15 protein-coding genes are annotated in these 16,724 nt (G+C 40.6%); 2 read left to right on the top strand and 13 right to left on the bottom strand.

The features are described 5' to 3' along the window. Positions 1-50 precede the first annotated feature (50 nt). Genes ftsY through rnc form a run of 5 tightly spaced genes read right to left on the bottom strand, consistent with a single transcriptional unit; the run spans position 51 to position 7,471 of the window. The gene (ftsY, locus tag M1G14_RS07295) at positions 51-1,628 is read right to left on the bottom strand and encodes a signal recognition particle-docking protein FtsY (RefSeq protein ID WP_247926462.1); all 1,578 of its coding nucleotides are present in this window, start codon (positions 1,626-1,628) and stop codon (positions 51-53) included. Further along, positions 1,629-2,450: a Cof-type HAD-IIB family hydrolase gene (locus tag M1G14_RS07290; RefSeq protein ID WP_247926460.1), complete on the bottom strand. Its 822-nt coding sequence runs from the start codon at positions 2,448-2,450 to the stop codon at positions 1,629-1,631. Further along, complete coding sequence (locus M1G14_RS07285; RefSeq protein ID WP_070845998.1) at positions 2,447-3,253, bottom strand: Cof-type HAD-IIB family hydrolase; 807 nt, start codon at positions 3,251-3,253, stop codon at positions 2,447-2,449. The genes M1G14_RS07290 and M1G14_RS07285 overlap by 4 nt, the downstream gene beginning before the upstream one ends. Continuing rightward, a complete protein-coding gene (smc, locus tag M1G14_RS07280) occupies positions 3,243-6,779 on the bottom strand; it encodes a chromosome segregation protein SMC (protein ID WP_070845996.1) in 3,537 nt (1,178 codons plus the stop codon). Before smc ends, M1G14_RS07285 begins: the two co-directional genes overlap by 11 nt. Beyond that, positions 6,770-7,471, bottom strand: coding sequence for a ribonuclease III (gene rnc, locus M1G14_RS07275; RefSeq protein WP_049483702.1), 702 nt, complete (start codon positions 7,469-7,471; stop codon positions 6,770-6,772). Before rnc ends, smc begins: the two co-directional genes overlap by 10 nt. 332 nt (positions 7,472-7,803) lie before the next feature. Here rnc and M1G14_RS07270 point away from each other — a divergent pair, with 332 nt between their 5' ends. After that, entirely contained in the window at positions 7,804-8,265 is a 462-nt protein-coding gene (locus M1G14_RS07270) for a hypothetical protein (protein WP_024054733.1), read from the top strand. Between the two features lie 262 nt (positions 8,266-8,527). Here the strand turns inward: M1G14_RS07270 and M1G14_RS07265 are convergent, their stop codons facing one another. From M1G14_RS07265 to yycF, 8 genes are all read right to left on the bottom strand, one after another. Then, entirely contained in the window at positions 8,528-8,914 is a 387-nt protein-coding gene (locus tag M1G14_RS07265; protein WP_247926459.1) for a YbaN family protein, read from the bottom strand. 129 nt (positions 8,915-9,043) lie between these two features. Then, entirely contained in the window at positions 9,044-10,015 is a 972-nt protein-coding gene (locus tag M1G14_RS07260; RefSeq protein ID WP_247926458.1) for a hypothetical protein, read from the bottom strand. A gap of 102 nt (positions 10,016-10,117) precedes the next feature. Then, positions 10,118-10,657 (bottom strand): DUF3592 domain-containing protein, encoded by a 540-nt coding sequence (locus tag M1G14_RS07255; protein ID WP_061591306.1) that lies wholly within the window; start codon positions 10,655-10,657, stop codon positions 10,118-10,120. After that, positions 10,658-11,707 (bottom strand): hypothetical protein, encoded by a 1,050-nt coding sequence (locus tag M1G14_RS07250; protein ID WP_247926457.1) that lies wholly within the window; start codon positions 11,705-11,707, stop codon positions 10,658-10,660. Between the two features lie 203 nt (positions 11,708-11,910). Then, positions 11,911-12,438: a hypothetical protein gene (locus tag M1G14_RS07245; RefSeq protein WP_155720539.1), complete on the bottom strand. Its 528-nt coding sequence runs from the start codon at positions 12,436-12,438 to the stop codon at positions 11,911-11,913. A 139-nt stretch (positions 12,439-12,577) separates the two neighbouring features. Beyond that, positions 12,578-13,387, bottom strand: a complete 810-nt coding sequence (locus M1G14_RS07240; protein WP_023918725.1) for an MBL fold metallo-hydrolase — start codon at positions 13,385-13,387, stop codon at positions 12,578-12,580. 7 nt (positions 13,388-13,394) lie between these two features. Beyond that, positions 13,395-14,747 (bottom strand): cell wall metabolism sensor histidine kinase VicK, encoded by a 1,353-nt coding sequence (gene vicK / locus M1G14_RS07235; RefSeq protein WP_061591303.1) that lies wholly within the window; start codon positions 14,745-14,747, stop codon positions 13,395-13,397. After that, entirely contained in the window at positions 14,740-15,441 is a 702-nt protein-coding gene (gene yycF, locus M1G14_RS07230; protein ID WP_024054739.1) for a response regulator YycF, read from the bottom strand. Before yycF ends, vicK begins: the two co-directional genes overlap by 8 nt. Before the next feature lie 882 nt (positions 15,442-16,323). Between yycF and M1G14_RS07225 the strand changes: the two genes are divergently transcribed. Next, a partial coding sequence (locus M1G14_RS07225) for a DUF389 domain-containing protein (RefSeq protein ID WP_247926456.1) occupies positions 16,324-16,724 on the top strand: 401 nt, incomplete at its 3' end.

Here is a 16,724-nt window from a genome sequence, read left to right as displayed (position 1 = left end):
ACAAAAAGACAAATTGTTCTTCCAACAATTTGTCTTTTTCTATTCGACTCTTAAATCAAGCCTTCCAAGAGGCCTCTCATGAAGTTTTCTGAATGGAATGGTCCGATGTCATCAATCTTTTCTCCGAATCCAATCAACTTCACTGGGATGTCCAACTCTTCACGGATCGCAAGGACGACCCCACCTCGAGCCGTTCCATCGATCTTGGTCAATACAATTCCTGTCACAGGCGTAATTTTTGAAAATTCTTTGGCTTGCACCAAGGCATTTTGACCAGTCGATGCATCAAGGGCCAGCAAGGTTTCATGCGGTGCATCAGGTACCACACGCTTGATAATGCGACCGATTTTTTCCAGCTCCGCCATGAGGTTGTCCTTGTTTTGCAGACGACCAGCTGTATCAATCATCAGAACATCAATGTTTTCAGCGATCGCATGTTCCATTCCATCAAAGACGACACTAGCAGGATCTGATTTTTCAGGACCTGTCACAACTGGAACATCTACGCGGCGTCCCCATTCTGCCAGTTGAGCTACTGCTCCTGCACGGAAAGTATCTGCTGCAACCAACATGACTTTCTTGCCTTCTTGTTTGTAGCGGTGGGCTAACTTCCCGATAGAGGTTGTTTTACCAACTCCATTGACCCCAACAAAGAGCATGACCGTAAGACCGTCTTGAAAACGAATAGCTTCATTAAATTGGCCATCCTTTTCATACAAGTCCACCAATTTTTCGATGATCACGCGCTTGAGAGCATCTGGTTTTTTGGCATTTTCCAAACGGGCTTCATAGCGCAACTCTTTGGTTAAATTAGAGGCCACTTGAACCCCAACGTCACTCATGATCAAGAGTTCTTCCAATTCTTCAAAGAATTCTTCATCGACTGAACGGAAATTGGCAAAGAAGGCATTGAGACGTGCTCCAAATCCAGTTCGTGTCTTTTTCAAGCTACGATCGTATTTTTCCTGAATGGTTTCTTGCTGAGGCTCAATCTCGTCTGGAATTGGCTCTTCTGCCTCTTCAACAGTTCTTTCCTCCATAGCTGATGCAGCTTGTCCTTCAGGAAAGCTAGACTCGGCTTCCGCTACTTCTGAAGTTTCCTCTACTTCAGCGATCGCTTCTGATGCTTCCGGTTCTGGAATATTCTCTTCTGTCGTGCTCACTTCTACTGGCTCAGCGTCCGGTGATGGTGACTCTTCTTCCAGTTTTATAACATCAATCTCATCTGCTTCTTTAAGAGGCTCAGTTTCCGTTTCATCAGCTACAGGTGAAACTTCTTCAGAACTTGTTTCTGTTTGAGCGGATTCAAAGACAACCGGAGACTCCTCTCCTGCTGCTTGGTCTTCATGAGTCTCTGAAGTCACTATTTCTTCAACAAGAGGTTCCTCTGCCGGCTCTTCTTGAGCAACGGTTGAAATAGGTTGATGAGTGGCTGCAATTCGCGCTTTGAGCTCTTGGTAATAAGCCTCCATATCAGCGATTTTTTGCTCTTCCTTGTCATTTAAGGTAGCCGCCGGCTCCTCTTTGACAGTTTCTTCAACCTCAGTACTTTCCGTCACTTCTTCCGAAGACGGAAGCACTTTTTCAGTTTCTTCTTTTTTTCCAAATAAACGATCAAATAATCCCATTTATTCACTCTCCTTTAGCACATAATTTTCAATCGCCCATGCGACAGCATCTTGGTCATTGGTCACAGGGGCCACAAGCGCTGCAACTTCCTTCACTGCTGGAATCGCATTGCCCATGGCAACCCCTAGTCCAGCCCACTGGATCATAGACAGGTCATTGGCTTCATCTCCACAGGCCATGACTTGATCTGCCTTAAGGCCCAAAATAGCTGCCAGTGCCTCTAAACCTGTCGCCTTGTGAACATTTTTAGGGCACCATTCCAGCAACATTTCCCGAGATTTAAAAATTTCATAGTCTTGAAATAAGTCCGGCTTGATCTGCTTGATCGCTGCATCTAAAAAGTCTTGATCGACTGCTGTCACACACTTGTTGTAGGAAATCGTGGATGGCAGGTCTTTAAAATCAGTTTCAATAAAGTTCAGGTAGGGATTGTAAAGGGAATAGAGAGACTTTCGATCTGCATGAATCTCATAAACCGTTCCCTCACTGATAGCATCCAGCGGAAGGCCTAGACGGGCTGTTTCATCATGAATGGTTGCGACATCTTCTGGTGCCAAGACAACCTTTGAGAGAATCTCTCCATTATTTCGCTGCACTAAGCCACCATTGAAGGTAATCGTATACTCTTCTTTGAGGCTTGCTGTTCCCAATTCTTCCAAAAGAAAATCCATGGCTTTCAGGGGCCGACCAGTGGTTAGAACCACCTTGACACCTTGGGCCTGTGCAGCAGCGAGGGCTGCTCTATTGCGAGGGGAGATCTTTTTTTCTGAATTGAGAAGGGTCCCATCTAAATCCAGCGCAATCAAGGAAATCTGACTCATACAATTTCCTCCATGTAGCGTAGGACAGAACCAGTCGCATGGTGGCCGATGACTTTTTCAGCAATCGCTAAGATTTCAGGACGTGCATTTTCTGGCGCTACAGGATGACCCACGACTTGCATCATATGGAGGTCATTTAAGTTATCCCCGAAAGCCATCACCTGATCCATCGAGATCCCTAGTTTATCCGCTAAGGCGGTAATGGCCACTCCCTTATCGACATAATCGAGGACAATATCAATCGATTCAAAACCTGTCGTCATCGCTTTGACACCGGGGATGTTCTCAGTGACCCATTGCTCACCTTCAAGTACTAGAGCTGCATCAAAGTTGGTGGTCAATTTGAAGATTTCATCCTGAATATCTGCTAGGTTTTGCACTTTTTGAATGTTTTCATTGTAGTGCTGACTCAAGGCCAGATAGTCGGGATCTACTGTTTCTAATACATAGCTCCCTTTTTTCCCAGTCAAAAGCAGTTTATTCGGGTCTGCATAAGGAGAGGATTTCAAAACCTCAAAAACACCCAAATAAAAGTCTTTAGACATGGTCGCTTCGTAGAGATCTTCTCCATGAAATTCTACCACACTACCATTTTCAGCAATGAAAATCATCTGGTCCTCAAATCCTTTAAAGAGAGATTTGAGAGAAAGGAGGGCACGGCCACTTGCAGCAGCAAAATAGATGCCTTTTTCTTTGCAGCTTGCTAACACTTTGCGTAAAAGGTCTTGATCGTACTGATGTTGGTCATTTAAAAAGGTTCCATCCATGTCCGTAGCGATTAATTTGATATCATTATTCTTCATTTTCTAAGTCTTTCAATTTTACTGAGACGATTTTAGAAACCCCAGATTCCTGCATGGTCACTCCATAGATGGAATCTGCAGCTGACATGGTTCCCTTCCGGTGCGTCACGACAATAAATTGGCTTTCCTTATCAAAGCGGTTGAGGTAGTCTCCAAAACGCTTGACATTGGCCTCATCCAGGGCAGCCTCTACCTCATCCAGAATGACAAATGGAATGGTCTTGACACGAATGATCGAGAACAAGAGAGCCAAGGCTGACAAGGCTTTTTCTCCACCACTCATGAGGTTTAAGGATTGGATCTTTTTACCAGGTGGCTGCACAGAAATCTCAACCCCAGCTGTCAGAAGATCCTGCTCTGTCAGAATCAAATCAGCAGAACCCCCACCAAACATTTGACGGAAAGTGACTTTAAAGGATTCACGAATGGCTTCAAAGGTTGATTTAAAGCGTTCCTTGACTTCGTCATTCATGTCGTTGATGGTCGACAGAAGCATGTTTTTCGCAGCCAAGACATCCTCCCGCTGGCTAGAAAGGAAATCAAAGCGTCCCTTCACTTCATCGTATTGCTCAATCGCATCCACATTGACTGGACCAAGTGCCTTAATGTCTTTTTCGATGCTCTTGAGCTGGTCTTCAGCTGCCGCAAGATTTTCAACAGGTTTGGCCTGTTCTTTGGCTTGGTCAAAGCTTTGCATGAATTCATCGATAATTTGTGTTAAGAGCTTGTTCAAGTGGTCTGCATGCTTTTCACGTGTCGCTTCAGCCTTGGCTTGTTGACGAATCCACTCTTCGTTTTTCTTGCGCGCTTGTTCCATCTGTTCTGCCACATCTTCGGCCTGGCCTTCCAAATCATCCAGCTCAAAACGTTTCCGAATGACTCCTTGTTCCAAATCTGTCTTCTTGGCTTGCGCCTGTGCCAATTGATTGGCTAGCTGCTCCACATCCACTGTCTGAACTTGGGCATCGCCTTGTTCAATCAGTAATTGCAACTGATGCTCTTCTACTTCCAACTGAGAGATCGTTTCTTCCAAGCGACGAGCATCTGTTTGTTCGTAGCTTTGTTGGCTCTTATATTCCGTCTGTTGGAGTCGCAATTCTGCCAATTGCTCTTGCAGGTTTTGTACCTTTTGTTGCAGAACATCTTTGTCCGACTTCATGGTTTCAATGTCGCGGTTCAAGTTTTCTTTATGAAGCTCAATTTCTGCCAATTGCTCAGTAAGGGACTCCAGCTCTTCTTGGAGAGTTTGGGTCGCATCTGTTGCCAATTCTGACTTCAAAGCTTCCAAGAGTTCCTGAATTTCTTGCAGTTGTTCTTGGCTTTGTTGGTAAGCCAATTGGGCCCTCTGTTGCTCCAGGCGCGCTTGCTCACCTTGGCTTTGAATGGAAGCCAGGTATTCTTGCGCCTGCTTGAGCAGATTGTCCTTGGTCTCTACCTCCTGCTCAGCTTCTCTCAAACGAGCATCCAGAGCTTGCATTTCCTGTTTCAAACTATCTAATTCTGGTTTGACAAAGACCGTATTTTGGGAACGGTTGGCACCACCGGCATATGATCCTCCGGTCCGCAATTCAGTACCATCCAAGGTCACCATCCGAACTTGATAGTTGACTTTACGGGCCGCCTCACGCGCATGCTCCGTCGTATCAAAGATGGCCGTTACGCCAAGCAGGTTTTGGAAAATCTGTTCAAAACGATGCTCATAGGTCACTAAGTCACTCGCAATTCCTAAAAATCCTGCACTGGCTTGAATCAATTCCAGATTCCGAGGGGATAGTTGACGAGCTTTGATGGTCGTTAGTGGAAGGAAAGTTGCCCGTCCCAAGCGATTGCGTTTCAAGAAATCGATCGCTCGAGTTGCAGCCTTTTCATCCTCGACAATGATCTGTTGGCTGCTAGCTCCCAGAGCAATTTCAAGCGCTGTCTGGTAGTCTTTTGAGAAGCTCAAATTCTCACTAACAGCCCCACAGATGCCTCCTAGACGTTCTGCTTCTTGTAAGACGCTCTTGACGCCTGCATAGAAGTTACTATGGTTCTTCTGAATGGCTTCCAAGCTATTGATCCGCGCCCGTTTGTTTTTGCTCTCATCCATCAAGTCAAACATGGCAGCTTGAGCCTCTTGGTAGGCAGCTTTGGCCTGCTCCACTTTTACCAATTGCTCTTGATATTCTACTAGTAAACCTTTGACCGTCGCTTGTGCCTGATCCAATTCTTCCAATTGTCGGACTTCTTTTTCCTTGGCAGTTTCAAAGTTTGTTTGTGCCTTGGTCAAATCCTCTTGACGATGGCTAGATTCTTGCAGGAGTGCTTGGATCCGACTCTCAATGGCTGTTCGCTCATTCGATTTTTCAGCCTCCATCTGCAAAAGCGCGACATACTGCTCTCGTAGATGCTCAATGACTTGTTCCGGATCTTCTTCGTAGTTGGCTAATTCTTTTTCCAACTCTTCTTGTTGCTGACGGTTCTCTGTCAGTCTTTGTTGAAGCACAGCTAGCGTCTCTTGTTTTTGAGCCAGCTCATTTTTCGCTTCTTCCAGACGGGCCAAAATAGCATCCAGACGCTCAAGATTTTCCCTACGACTATGGGCTGCTTGACTCGATTGCAACTTAGCTACTTCGATTTGCTTTTCCAAATCACTGATCAAACGAGTGACCTCAAGTAAGCTGGCCTGGTCCTCAGCTAAACTCTCATCCAACTGATGGCGGGCTTTCTTGATACGTACATTATCTTCTTCTAAGACCTGACGACGTTGGTAATAAGAAGCCAACTGTTCTTGAATGGCCTTTTCTTCTTGATCAGCCTTTTCATAAAGGTCCTTTGTCAAATCGACTTGAGCAACTAAAACATCCAGCAAGAGAACCTGCCGTTCTTGGTCTAATTCCAAGAAACGGCGAGCGACAGTCGCTTGCTTTTCAAGAGGTTGGATTTGTCCTTCTAATTCATAGAGGATATCCTCCAGACGGTCCAAATTCTCCTGGGTTTGGTTGAGTTTGGTCTCAGTTTCCTTACGCCGCGTCTTAAATTTCAAGACACCAGCAGCTTCTTCAAAGATGGCCCGGCGTTCTTCCGGTTTGGAGTTAAAGATCTCCTCTACCCTTCCTTGGGAAATAATAGAGAAGGAGTCACGTCCCAATCCCGTATCCATGAACAAATCATGCACATCTCTGAGACGTACTTTCTTGCCGTCGATCTTGTACTCGCTGTCTCCTGAACGATAAATATGCCGTTCGACACGAATTTCTTTCCCCGCTTGTTGGATAAAACCATCCTGGTTATCTAAGACAACTGTGACACAAGCATAATTCAGCGGTTTTCGCGATTCTGTCCCTGCAAAGATAACATCGGGCATCTTGCCCCCACGTAAACTCTTGACACTAGATTCCCCCAGGGCCCAGCGCAAGCTCTCCGTGATATTTGATTTTCCAGATCCATTAGGCCCTACAACGGCAGTGACCCCTTTGTCAAATACGACTTTTGTCTTATCCGCAAAGGATTTAAAGCCTTGGATTTCAATCTCTTTTAGATACATGGCCCATCATTCCTCGTTTCAACTGCATTGCGGGCTGCTTCCTGCTCCGCTAACTTCTTGGAACGACCATGACCATGTCCCATCGTTTGACCGTTCACGAACACTTCTACTTCAAACTCTTTGGCATGAGCTGGACCGGACTCGCTAACCACTTGGTATTGGATCTCCACATCTCCGTGAACCTGTAACAGTTCTTGCAGACGGGTCTTGTAGTCAATGACTTGAGAAAATTGACCCGTTTCAACCTTTGGAATCATGACCTGATAGATGAAGCGTTTAACTGCTTCCACTCCTTGATCTAGTAAAAGAGCACCTAAAAAGGCTTCAAATAAATCGCCAAGAATCGTATCGCGGTCCCGACCACCAGATTTTTCTTCGCCCTTGCCCAGTTTGATGAAATGGTCAAATTGGCAATCCCGAGAAAAGCCAGCCAAACTCTCTTCACGGACAATCATAGAACGGAATTTGGACAAATCTCCCTCCGGTCTGTTTGGGTGTTCCTTGTACAAATATTCGGAAATAACTAATTGAAGAACAGCGTCTCCTAAAAATTCCAAACGTTCGTTATGTGAAATTTTTAAGAGGCGGTGCTCATTGGCATAAGAGGTGTGCGTAAAAGCTGTATCTAATAAACTGGTATCTGAAAAAACGATCTGAAACCGTTCCGATAACAGGGCTTGTAATTTCTCCATAGGAAGCCTACTTTCTAATAAATTCATACTCTTAAGTATACCAAAATTTTAATACGATTACCATTAGATATCCATTAGATACGGTTAGTTGATTCACTATGTTTTAGGTGTGTTTGGATATCGATCCAATAAGTTGAATACCACGTTTTGTAAATTTACTCCATGAATTTTAACTTTCTTCAACTGGCGCATTTCTATATCTTACCAACTTAATACCCACTTCTTATAGTGAATTTTATTTCTTTACCTCGTTATTATTTCATTCCCTTTCGTTATTTGATATAATTAAAACAAAAAAGTTTGGGATTGAAATAATAATAAGGAGTATTACTATGAAAATAGGAGTTAGAAAACCCAGTCTTTCAAAGAGTTTAAAAGCTCGGACAACATCGAAATTAAAGAGACAGGTTAAACGAGCAATCATTCCAACATACGGCCAAAAAGGGACAGGCCTTATTAAAGATCCTAAACGTGCAATATACAATAAGGTATATAACAAAACTACTGTGGATGCTTTCAGCAGTGTTAAGAAAGGAAATATAAATTACCAACGAACAAATCGTGGTCTTTATACATATAGAGGGGCAAAGGTATATCCAGCTTCTTCTTGGTATTTTCCTGTAGGATTATCTGCATTTTGTAGCCTTTTATACTTTACCATCAACCCTGTTATCGCTTGTATTTTTTTGATTATCACACTCATTCTCTTTGTTAAGAAAATAAAAAATAATCCTTTCAAGACGCAAAAGGATATACAAGAAATGTTAGAAAAGATAACTGAGTTAGAACAATGATATAATAGATACATATCACAATAAGAGATATTTAATAAAAGATGGATTAACTCTTAAATATACTTTAATCATATTTAAGAGTTGATCCTTTTATAGAAAACTAAAAATCCTAAAGTAGATCGCTTATTAAAATTTCCCGAAGCGTAGTCAAAAACGTATTCATTACACGAAAGCTCTTGATACACAAGGGTTTTTATTTTTATACAAAAAAGAAGCACGAACGCACTTCTTTTCCTAGTTCTAGGGCCTGAATTCTCCAATTTTAATCAGGATTTTCTTCTGTTGGATTTTCGGGCTTATTAGGGATCACTTTTAAGAGATAATAGGTGATAAAAATCGTCAAAGCCCCTAGAGCAAGCTTCACCCAAATAATCGGTGCCAGATAGATCGAAATCCCCATCAGAATGTAGATCTGAAGAAGGATCCATTTCTTCCGTTCTTTGGCAATCGATTTGGTCTCTCGGTAATCCGCTACATAGGTTTGATAAAGCTTGGTTTGGTAGAGCCAAGTTTCAAAGCGTTTGGAACTATTAGCAAAGCAGGCCATCGATAGCAGTAAAAAGGGAGTCGTCGGTAAAATTGGCAAAGGAATCCCAATAATTCCTAGTCCCAATGATATAAAACCAATCGTAAGATAAACAAGGCGCATTTTCTTCTCCTTTTCATGATGCGTTTTAGAATCATACCATTCTCTCAAAACTGCATCTTACTTTAAATTAAAATCGTCTATATAGAACAACTGTCACTTGATTCAAATATTTAGGAGCTAGTATAAATTTTATGAGATGAGTGATCTCTTTTCAATTTCTCCATTATAATACTCCTGAATCTGATCATAGGAAACTATCTTTTGATCTTTCCCGTTAATACTCCATTTTGATGGTATATAGAGATCCTCATAGACAGATTTTCCAACAGGAATAAATTCTGACTCAAGATCCAGTAATTCCTTCCCATTTGTAATCATTCCATTTTCTGAGTTTATCACTTTATAAGCAAAACTATCTTTCTTTGAAAATAAGTTAAAAGCAGACAGGTTTTTATTTTTTAGATTGATATTTCCTATGTAAGTATCTGCTTTCCAAAAACTATTTCCAAGCTGTTTAACTCCTGCTGAAAAAGCTTTATTGGAATCTAACTCAAGAGCAATTCTTCCGTTCTCTTTTAGTTCTTCTTTTGTTTTTTCACCTTCAATTTTCAGAGTTTTTAAATTCAATAGAAAATACCGGTAATTTTTTTCGCTATTTACAGTTAGCACTGCATAATCGTTACTCTCAAATTTTCTAAGAGTCGATAAATAACCGATCAAATCAAAATCATCCTCGCCTAAATAGTCAACTAATTTCTGCCAAATATTAACTTCTTTCTTGCTGGCTTTTTGATTACCTAAATTATAAATATCAAGATAAAAGTATTCATCTGACTTCATCTTTTTGGTCACGCTTGAATGTCTCACTTTTGCTCTTTGTCTAACCAAATAATCTGAATTTACAGTCACCCAGCTAGCATTTGTTGTGGCAGAATGCGACTCTTCTTTTTCCTTTTTATTAAAATCCCACTCTACGACAATCCCATTATGATCATTGATAAATTCAAAATTTTTGACCTCTGCTTGGGGATTGTAAATGAAAAATTCTTTAGAGTTTCCAGTATCATCTGATATTTTGGAATTTTTTTCTTTTTTACCACAACCAATTACTGCTATCAAGGATATCATTATTAAAGTTGTTTTATACATTAATTTCGACAAATCAATACTCCTTCCGTTTTATGGATCGCCTCAAGATTCCTTTCCCTTTTAGAAATTCAAAACCAAGCCCTAGTTGACTCACTATCTTTTGCTATTCATTTCTCAATTTTTAAAAAAAGCAACTAACACAACAGCATAGACTAGAAGAAGCAAGATTCCATAAAGGATTCCTGCCCATTTATAATAGCGATTCACACCACAATAACGCTCCACATAAGCTCTACTTGGTTTTTCAGGATCATACCAAACCGTCATTGAAGAGCATATTGGAAATTGGGTCTGAAGGGCTGTATTAAAAGAAACAAATGAATTTCGATAAAAGGTAATTGAATTGGCTAACATATCTTCTCTAGTATAGATGTTTGGCACATTTCTAGGTCCCCGTGGAGTCGAGATCGTTTTTACCAGAAAATAACGAAAAGATTTTTTATAAGCCACGCCATTTACCGTGTATTCCACAATCGGAGGATTCCCTGCCCGAAAGCTATTATAGCCCACAACGGTTCCTTTGATCGATGATGTAGCAAGCCGAACCATCTTTTTATCACGGAAATAAAGATAAAAATAAGTACCACTCAAAAAAACTAAGGCTAAAAAGATAACTAGAGTTGAGAGCCAAAACAGTAGCATTTTAGTTGACATTTATTTCTCCCCAAAATTTGATTGGTAATACTCTAAGAACTCTTCTTCACTTTGAACGATATGTTCTTTTCCATCTTTCGAACTAGTTGCAGGAATAGTTAGGTTCTTAAAAATATTGGTATCTTTTGGAACAACCAATTTCAAAAAAGAGATTTTTAAACGAACATCTTCTTTTCCAAGGAAATACAATTCAGATAGCGAACCTTTACTCAATATATCATATACTTTTGGATACTTGCTTGCTAAAGAATCTGTTTGAGCTTTTTTAGTAAACCAAAACGCTGACCATACAAAATTAAAATGTTTGTTTGAAAGTTTATCGTTTTGATCGAGTATATCCTCAAGACCTTCTTTATTTTGCCATGCTTTTTGATTTACATCATAAAAGTCCTTACCTGTTTTTCCAGATGATGTTTTAGAAATAATTTTCCCCGTTTCTATATCTATGATACCAATAAAAGTTTTTGAGTTTGGTTTACTATTCACTGCCATCTTTATAGGCAAATAAGTTTTTCCTTCTTCAGATTGTAACAATTTTGGGGAATCCGCAACATTAATTGGAACATAATTTCTATTATATTCCCTCACCATCTTAAACACATCATAAGTTTTTTGTTTAATCGTATTGTCTTTTGTATCGTAAACATCTAATAACCAGTATTCTCCTTTTTCAGGGATATTACTCTTTAAATAAGGAACTTTATCATTTTCACTTAACCAGTACTTATATGCTGCCGACTTCAATTTGTAACTCTGCCGAATAATAAAACGTTCACCATGCATCTCAATTCTATTGTTTCTGATGTCAATACGAGGATCATATTTCTTAGCCTCTTTCGCTTCCTTTAATTCAGCTTCGTTATCCCAGCTAATTGCTACCGCTTTATGATTAGCAATAAATTCATAATCCATCATTTTTGCTCTCGGGCTCCACATGACAAACTGGGTTAGTTCATGCTTATGATAAGCTCTATATGCAAGAACACCTCCTGTGATAACAATTACAAGAAATAAAACTTGGACTAATTTTGATCTCATCAACTTTTTCATTTCTATTTTTCCTTTCTAGTGATTGAATAATATCTGACTACCATTCAGATTGGTTCCATACTATTCTTTACATGTCAATTAATCAAAGGATTTTATAAATCATTGACCATCCAAAATTCCTTCACTCCGTTCATCGTTCATTAAATCTATCAGCAAAGATGCAATGCTCTCATTCTATTGCAATAAAACATATTTCGATGGAATTATTGTCCGGATGATTCCGTTTGACGCTTCAATAGTTTAATAATCTTTCTTGTCTTAATTTCCTGATGAAAATGCATCACACAAGCAAAAGTAAGAAGGTAGATCATCAGACACAAAAAATCAGTTTCTCTAATATAAGTAGCCAAGAAAAAAATCCCTAAAAAAGCAAAAAGAATCTTCATAATTAAAATTGCAAGCACCTTTGCTCTGAGTGTTTTGAGATCTTTTTCCTTCAAAACAACTGTTTTCCAATCAATTCTCGGATCTTTTTTTCTCGCCTTCGCTATCATCAACATTCCGAAAACTATTAGAGTTCCAATCATTGCAATACTGATATTAATCGTATACGGTAATCCCCCAAAGGCTGAATTTAAGACACTTGCAATTCCTTTCAAAAGAAAGACTGCAAGTGGAGCAGCAACCATTATCCAATTGGAAGTATTTTTTTGATCATTATATTGAAATACTTCGTTTTCTTCATCAAAATAAATCCATTTCGATTCCAAATAACCGATATATGTTTTCACAATTAACATTTCTCCATTAATTTATTCTTGAGATAAAGTACTCTTATCATACACAAATTTAGGGTAAAGAGCAAATTCATCACTAGATGAAGGGATTTTAATCAGAAATCAAAAAACCACCCGCAGGTGGTTTTCTATCTTATATCTTCGTCAATGGAGTTGCAGTATCTGGCGAGGTATCTAGCACCTCAAAATCATGGCCGACAGCTAGATCTGCTCGAGCCAGTTGATTCTCCATGGTCATATGAGCCAATTCTTTGATATTGTTCTCTTTTGACAAATGTCCCAGATAAATTTTCTTGGTACGATTTCCCAAGGTTCGGATCATGGCATCTGCACCGTCTTCGTTAGAAAGGTGGCCTAGGTCTGACAAGATCCGCTGCTTCAAGCGCCAAGCATACGAACCTGCTCGAAGGATCTCTACATCATGGTTGGACTCAATCAGATAGCCATCCGCATCCGCGACGATACCTGCCAAGCGATCACTCACATAGCCCGTATCCGTTAGCATGACGAAGCTCTTGCCATCCTTCATAAAGCGATAGAATTGAGGGGCAGCAGCATCGTGACTGACCCCAAAACTTTCGATATCGATATCGCCAAATGTCTTGGTCTTCCCCATTTCAAAAATGTGCTTTTGAGCATCATCGACCTTGCCAAGATACTTGGTGCCTTCCATAGCCTTCCAAGTTGCTTCATTAGCATATAGATCCATGCCATATTTTCGCGCTAAAACACCCACACCATGGATATGGTCTGAGTGTTCGTGCGTAATCAGAATGGCATCTAAATCTTCTGGTTTGCGATCAATTTCAGCCAATAGTCCCGTAATCTTTTTCCCTGATAGACCTGCATCAATGAGCAGTTTTTTCTTTGGTGTCTCAAGGTAGAAAGAATTTCCACTAGAACCTGAAGCTAAAATACTGTACTTAAATCCCTCTTCTGTCATTGACTCCTTATTCTTCCTCTTCTGTATCCCAGTCGTCTTTAATCGCATCTTTGTCGTACGGCAAGACAATGGTAAAGGTAGATCCCTTACCATATTCACTCTTGGCCCAAATAAAGCCTTTGTGCTGCTTAATGATCTCCTTAGCAATGGCTAAGCCCAGACCAGTCCCGCCTTGGGCCCGGCTACGCGCCTTATCCACTCGGTAAAAGCGATCAAAAATGCGTGGCAAGTCTTTCTTGGGAATTCCCAAGCCCTCATCTGAGATAGAGATAATCAACTGGGCATCTGTTGTTTTCATCCCTACCTTGATTTTCCCACCATCGGGTGAGTATTTGATGGCATTGTTCAAGATATTGTCGATTACCTGGGTCATTTTATCCGTATCAATTTCAACCCAGATCGGGGTGATCGGATATTCCCGAATCAGTTCATACTTCTTAGTATCTTCTTGCGATTGACTCTTGATCTTATCAAAGCGGTTCAAAATAAAGGTGATAAAGGCCGTAAAGTTGGTCAACTCGATGTCCAACTGACTAGTTTCATTGTCGATTCGTGACAAGCTCAATAGATCTGTGACCATGCGCATCATGCGGTTGGTTTCATTGAGTGAAACCTTGACAAAATCTGGTGCTACTGGCTCTGACAAAGCACCATCGTCTAGGGCTTCCAGATAGGATTTCACACTGGTCAAAGGAGTCCGTAATTCATGACTCACATTGGAAACAAAGAGGCGACGCTCCCGCTCTTCCTTGTCCTGCTCTGTCGTATCGTGCAAGACAGCTACCAGACCAGAGATAAAACCTGACTCGCGACGAATCAAGGCAAAGCGCACACGAAGACTTAAGTATTCCCCATTTTCATCCTGGGAGTCAATGGTCAACTCTGGTACTTCTGTAATCAAGCTTCTCAGATCATAGTCATCTCCAAGCGAAAGCAAATCCAGAATACTGGTATTGAGCACCTCATCCGGATTAACATTCAATTGCTTGGCTGCCATTTCATTGACCATGATAATCTGACCGCGTCTGTTGGTCGCAAGCACCCCGTCTGTCATGTAAGAAAGGATACTGGTCAAACGCTTGGTTTCTTGTTCCAAGTTTTCATGCGTCAGGCGAATAACCTCAGACAGATCATTGATACTATTGGTCATATCCGTCAGTTCTGGACTTCCTTGCATGTCGACCACTTCGGAGTAGTCTCCTGCAATCAGATCCTTAATTTTGGCGTTTAATTGTCTGAGCTTGATATTGTCCCTACGGTTTTCTAGCAAAAGCAAGGCTACCACAATGATAAACCCAACCGTAATCAGAACAAAGACAAAGTTCGACGACATTACAAATTGTTTTAGTTGATCAATCATTGTTTCTCATATAATATCCGACACCACGGCGGGTCAAGATATATTCTGGACGTCCCGGTGTGTCCTCGATTTTTTCACGCAACCGACGAACCGTCACGTCCACTGTCCGAACATCACCAAAGTAATCATAGCCCCACACCGTCTCAAGAAGGTGCTCACGGGTCATCACTTGACCGACATGGGTCGCAAGGTGATAGAGCAATTCAAATTCGCGATGGGTCAAGTCCAATTCTTTGTTGCCTTTTTGAACCAAGAAGGCATCTGGAAGAATGTGAAGATCACCAATGACAATTTCCGTATCGGCATCATTTTCAAGCTGAGGATCAGCCGCAAACTCAGAACGACGCAACAGGGCTTTCACACGCGCTTGCAATTCCCGATTCGAGAAGGGTTTGGTTACATAGTCATCCGCCCCGATTTCAAGCCCGATGACCTTATCAAATTCCGTATCCTTAGCAGATAGGACAATGATCGGCACATTGCTAGTCTTACGAATCGTACGCGCTACTTCCAAGCCATCAATCTCTGGCAACATCAAATCTAGAATAATAATATCCGGATTTTCAGCCGCAAAGACCTCTAAAGCTTCCCGACCATCAAAGGCTGTCAATACCTCATAGCCTTCTTTTGCCATGTTAAATTTGATAATATCTGAAATTGGTTTTTCATCATCAACTACTAATATTTTTTTCATCTTACATACCTGTTTCTAATGCTACTTTTCCTTATCAATCTCTATCTTCTTATTATATCAAACTTATGAAGAAATGTGGAGTCTCAATTGCTGGACTTTCCAATAAGAAAGGGAAAAAAGACCGAGATGTTAAAATCTCAATCTCAGAAAAAACGAATGATATGTAGAAGATAAAATCACTTGAGTGATTCTAAAAAAAGTTAATTTCCTACTTGCTATAGCTAATAAATCATATTTAGAAAACTTTCCGTCGTGAGAAAAATGAGAGTGGGACAGAAATCGGTCATTCGTTAGAATTCGATTTCGTCGTCCCACCTCCGCACAGTTGAGTAGGGCTGTAAAAGCTGATGAAATCAACGTAGTAGAGCCCACTCAACCACTGCGTCTTGCTCGACAATCCAAAGATAATTGAGAGGCTAGGATTTCTGTCCCACTCTCACTCGGGAGTTTTGGAACTTCATAGAAGTTCGCTGACGTTCTTACTCACCTAAGGAAGGTTTTTTAGATTGTTTTATCCTCAATCTTTTTATTTTTTCATTATTTCTCAATACGTGATTTGTTGGCGATATCAGCTAGGATTGCTGCTACAAACTCATCCTGTTTAAACATTAAAACGGTATCTACTTTCAGAGGAGATAACGTTTTTCTTCTTCGGATAAGGATACAAAAATTTCTTCCTTTCTCTATCTTTTAAATTAATTGATTTCTTCAGAGAAAGACTGTAAATTTTTTGATATAATATGCAGGATGGACTGATGGATATTTAAAAGATAATGTTCAAAAGAATCACAGGTAAGAATTAAAAACATGTCAGTTTGGACAGAAGTCTCTCTACCATCATCCATGCAGAAACAAGATTATATGAAATAAAAGGAGTAACCAATGTCCGGAAACTATTCAACACGTGAATTCCGCGAGAAACTATATGATGACCTTCATGTTCGATTAAGAGATACAGTGATTTTGATGTGTTCGATTTTTATTGCCTCGATAGGTCTAAATATGAATTCAACAGCTGTCATTATTGGAGCCATGCTGATTTCCCCTCTTATGACACCGATTATTGGACTGGGATTTGGTTTAGCTATTTTTGATACGCGTTTAATCAAGCAATCTCTACAGGTTTTATTTACTCAAGTATTGGTCAGTTTGCTTGTCTCGACTCTATATTTCTGGATTTCTCCCTTATCTTATGCAAGTAGCGAATTGATCGCACGAACCTCTCCAACCATTTGGGATGTTCTCATTGCTATTGCTGGTGGGATTGCTGGTGTGATCGGTTC

The organism is Streptococcus parasanguinis (assembly GCF_023109675.1).
GTDB classification, from domain to species: Bacteria; Bacillota; Bacilli; order Lactobacillales; family Streptococcaceae; genus Streptococcus; species Streptococcus parasanguinis_I.
Note: the sequence above shows the minus strand (reverse complement) of the source record. Positions and strands in the feature narration are given on the sequence as shown.

Bases quoted from the DNA above. Each gene is read 5' to 3' on its own strand.
- ftsY (WP_247926462.1), bottom strand. From the start codon at position 1,628: ATGGGATTATTTGATCGTTTATTTGGAAAAAAAGAAGAAACTGAAAAA.
- M1G14_RS07290 (WP_247926460.1), bottom strand. From the start codon at position 2,450: ATGAGTCAGATTTCCTTGATTGCGCTGGATTTAGATGGGACCCTTCTC.
- M1G14_RS07285 (WP_070845998.1), bottom strand. From the start codon at position 3,253: ATGAAGAATAATGATATCAAATTAATCGCTACGGACATGGATGGAACC.
- smc (WP_070845996.1), bottom strand. From the start codon at position 6,779: ATGTATCTAAAAGAGATTGAAATCCAAGGCTTTAAATCCTTTGCGGAT.
- rnc (WP_049483702.1), bottom strand. From the start codon at position 7,471: ATGGAGAAATTACAAGCCCTGTTATCGGAACGGTTTCAGATCGTTTTT.
- M1G14_RS07270 (WP_024054733.1), top strand. From the start codon at position 7,804: ATGAAAATAGGAGTTAGAAAACCCAGTCTTTCAAAGAGTTTAAAAGCT.
- M1G14_RS07265 (WP_247926459.1), bottom strand. From the start codon at position 8,914: ATGCGCCTTGTTTATCTTACGATTGGTTTTATATCATTGGGACTAGGA.
- M1G14_RS07255 (WP_061591306.1), bottom strand. From the start codon at position 10,657: ATGTCAACTAAAATGCTACTGTTTTGGCTCTCAACTCTAGTTATCTTT.
- M1G14_RS07250 (WP_247926457.1), bottom strand. From the start codon at position 11,707: ATGAAAAAGTTGATGAGATCAAAATTAGTCCAAGTTTTATTTCTTGTA.
- M1G14_RS07240 (WP_023918725.1), bottom strand. From the start codon at position 13,387: ATGACAGAAGAGGGATTTAAGTACAGTATTTTAGCTTCAGGTTCTAGT.
- vicK (WP_061591303.1), bottom strand. From the start codon at position 14,747: ATGATTGATCAACTAAAACAATTTGTAATGTCGTCGAACTTTGTCTTT.
- yycF (WP_024054739.1), bottom strand. From the start codon at position 15,441: ATGAAAAAAATATTAGTAGTTGATGATGAAAAACCAATTTCAGATATT.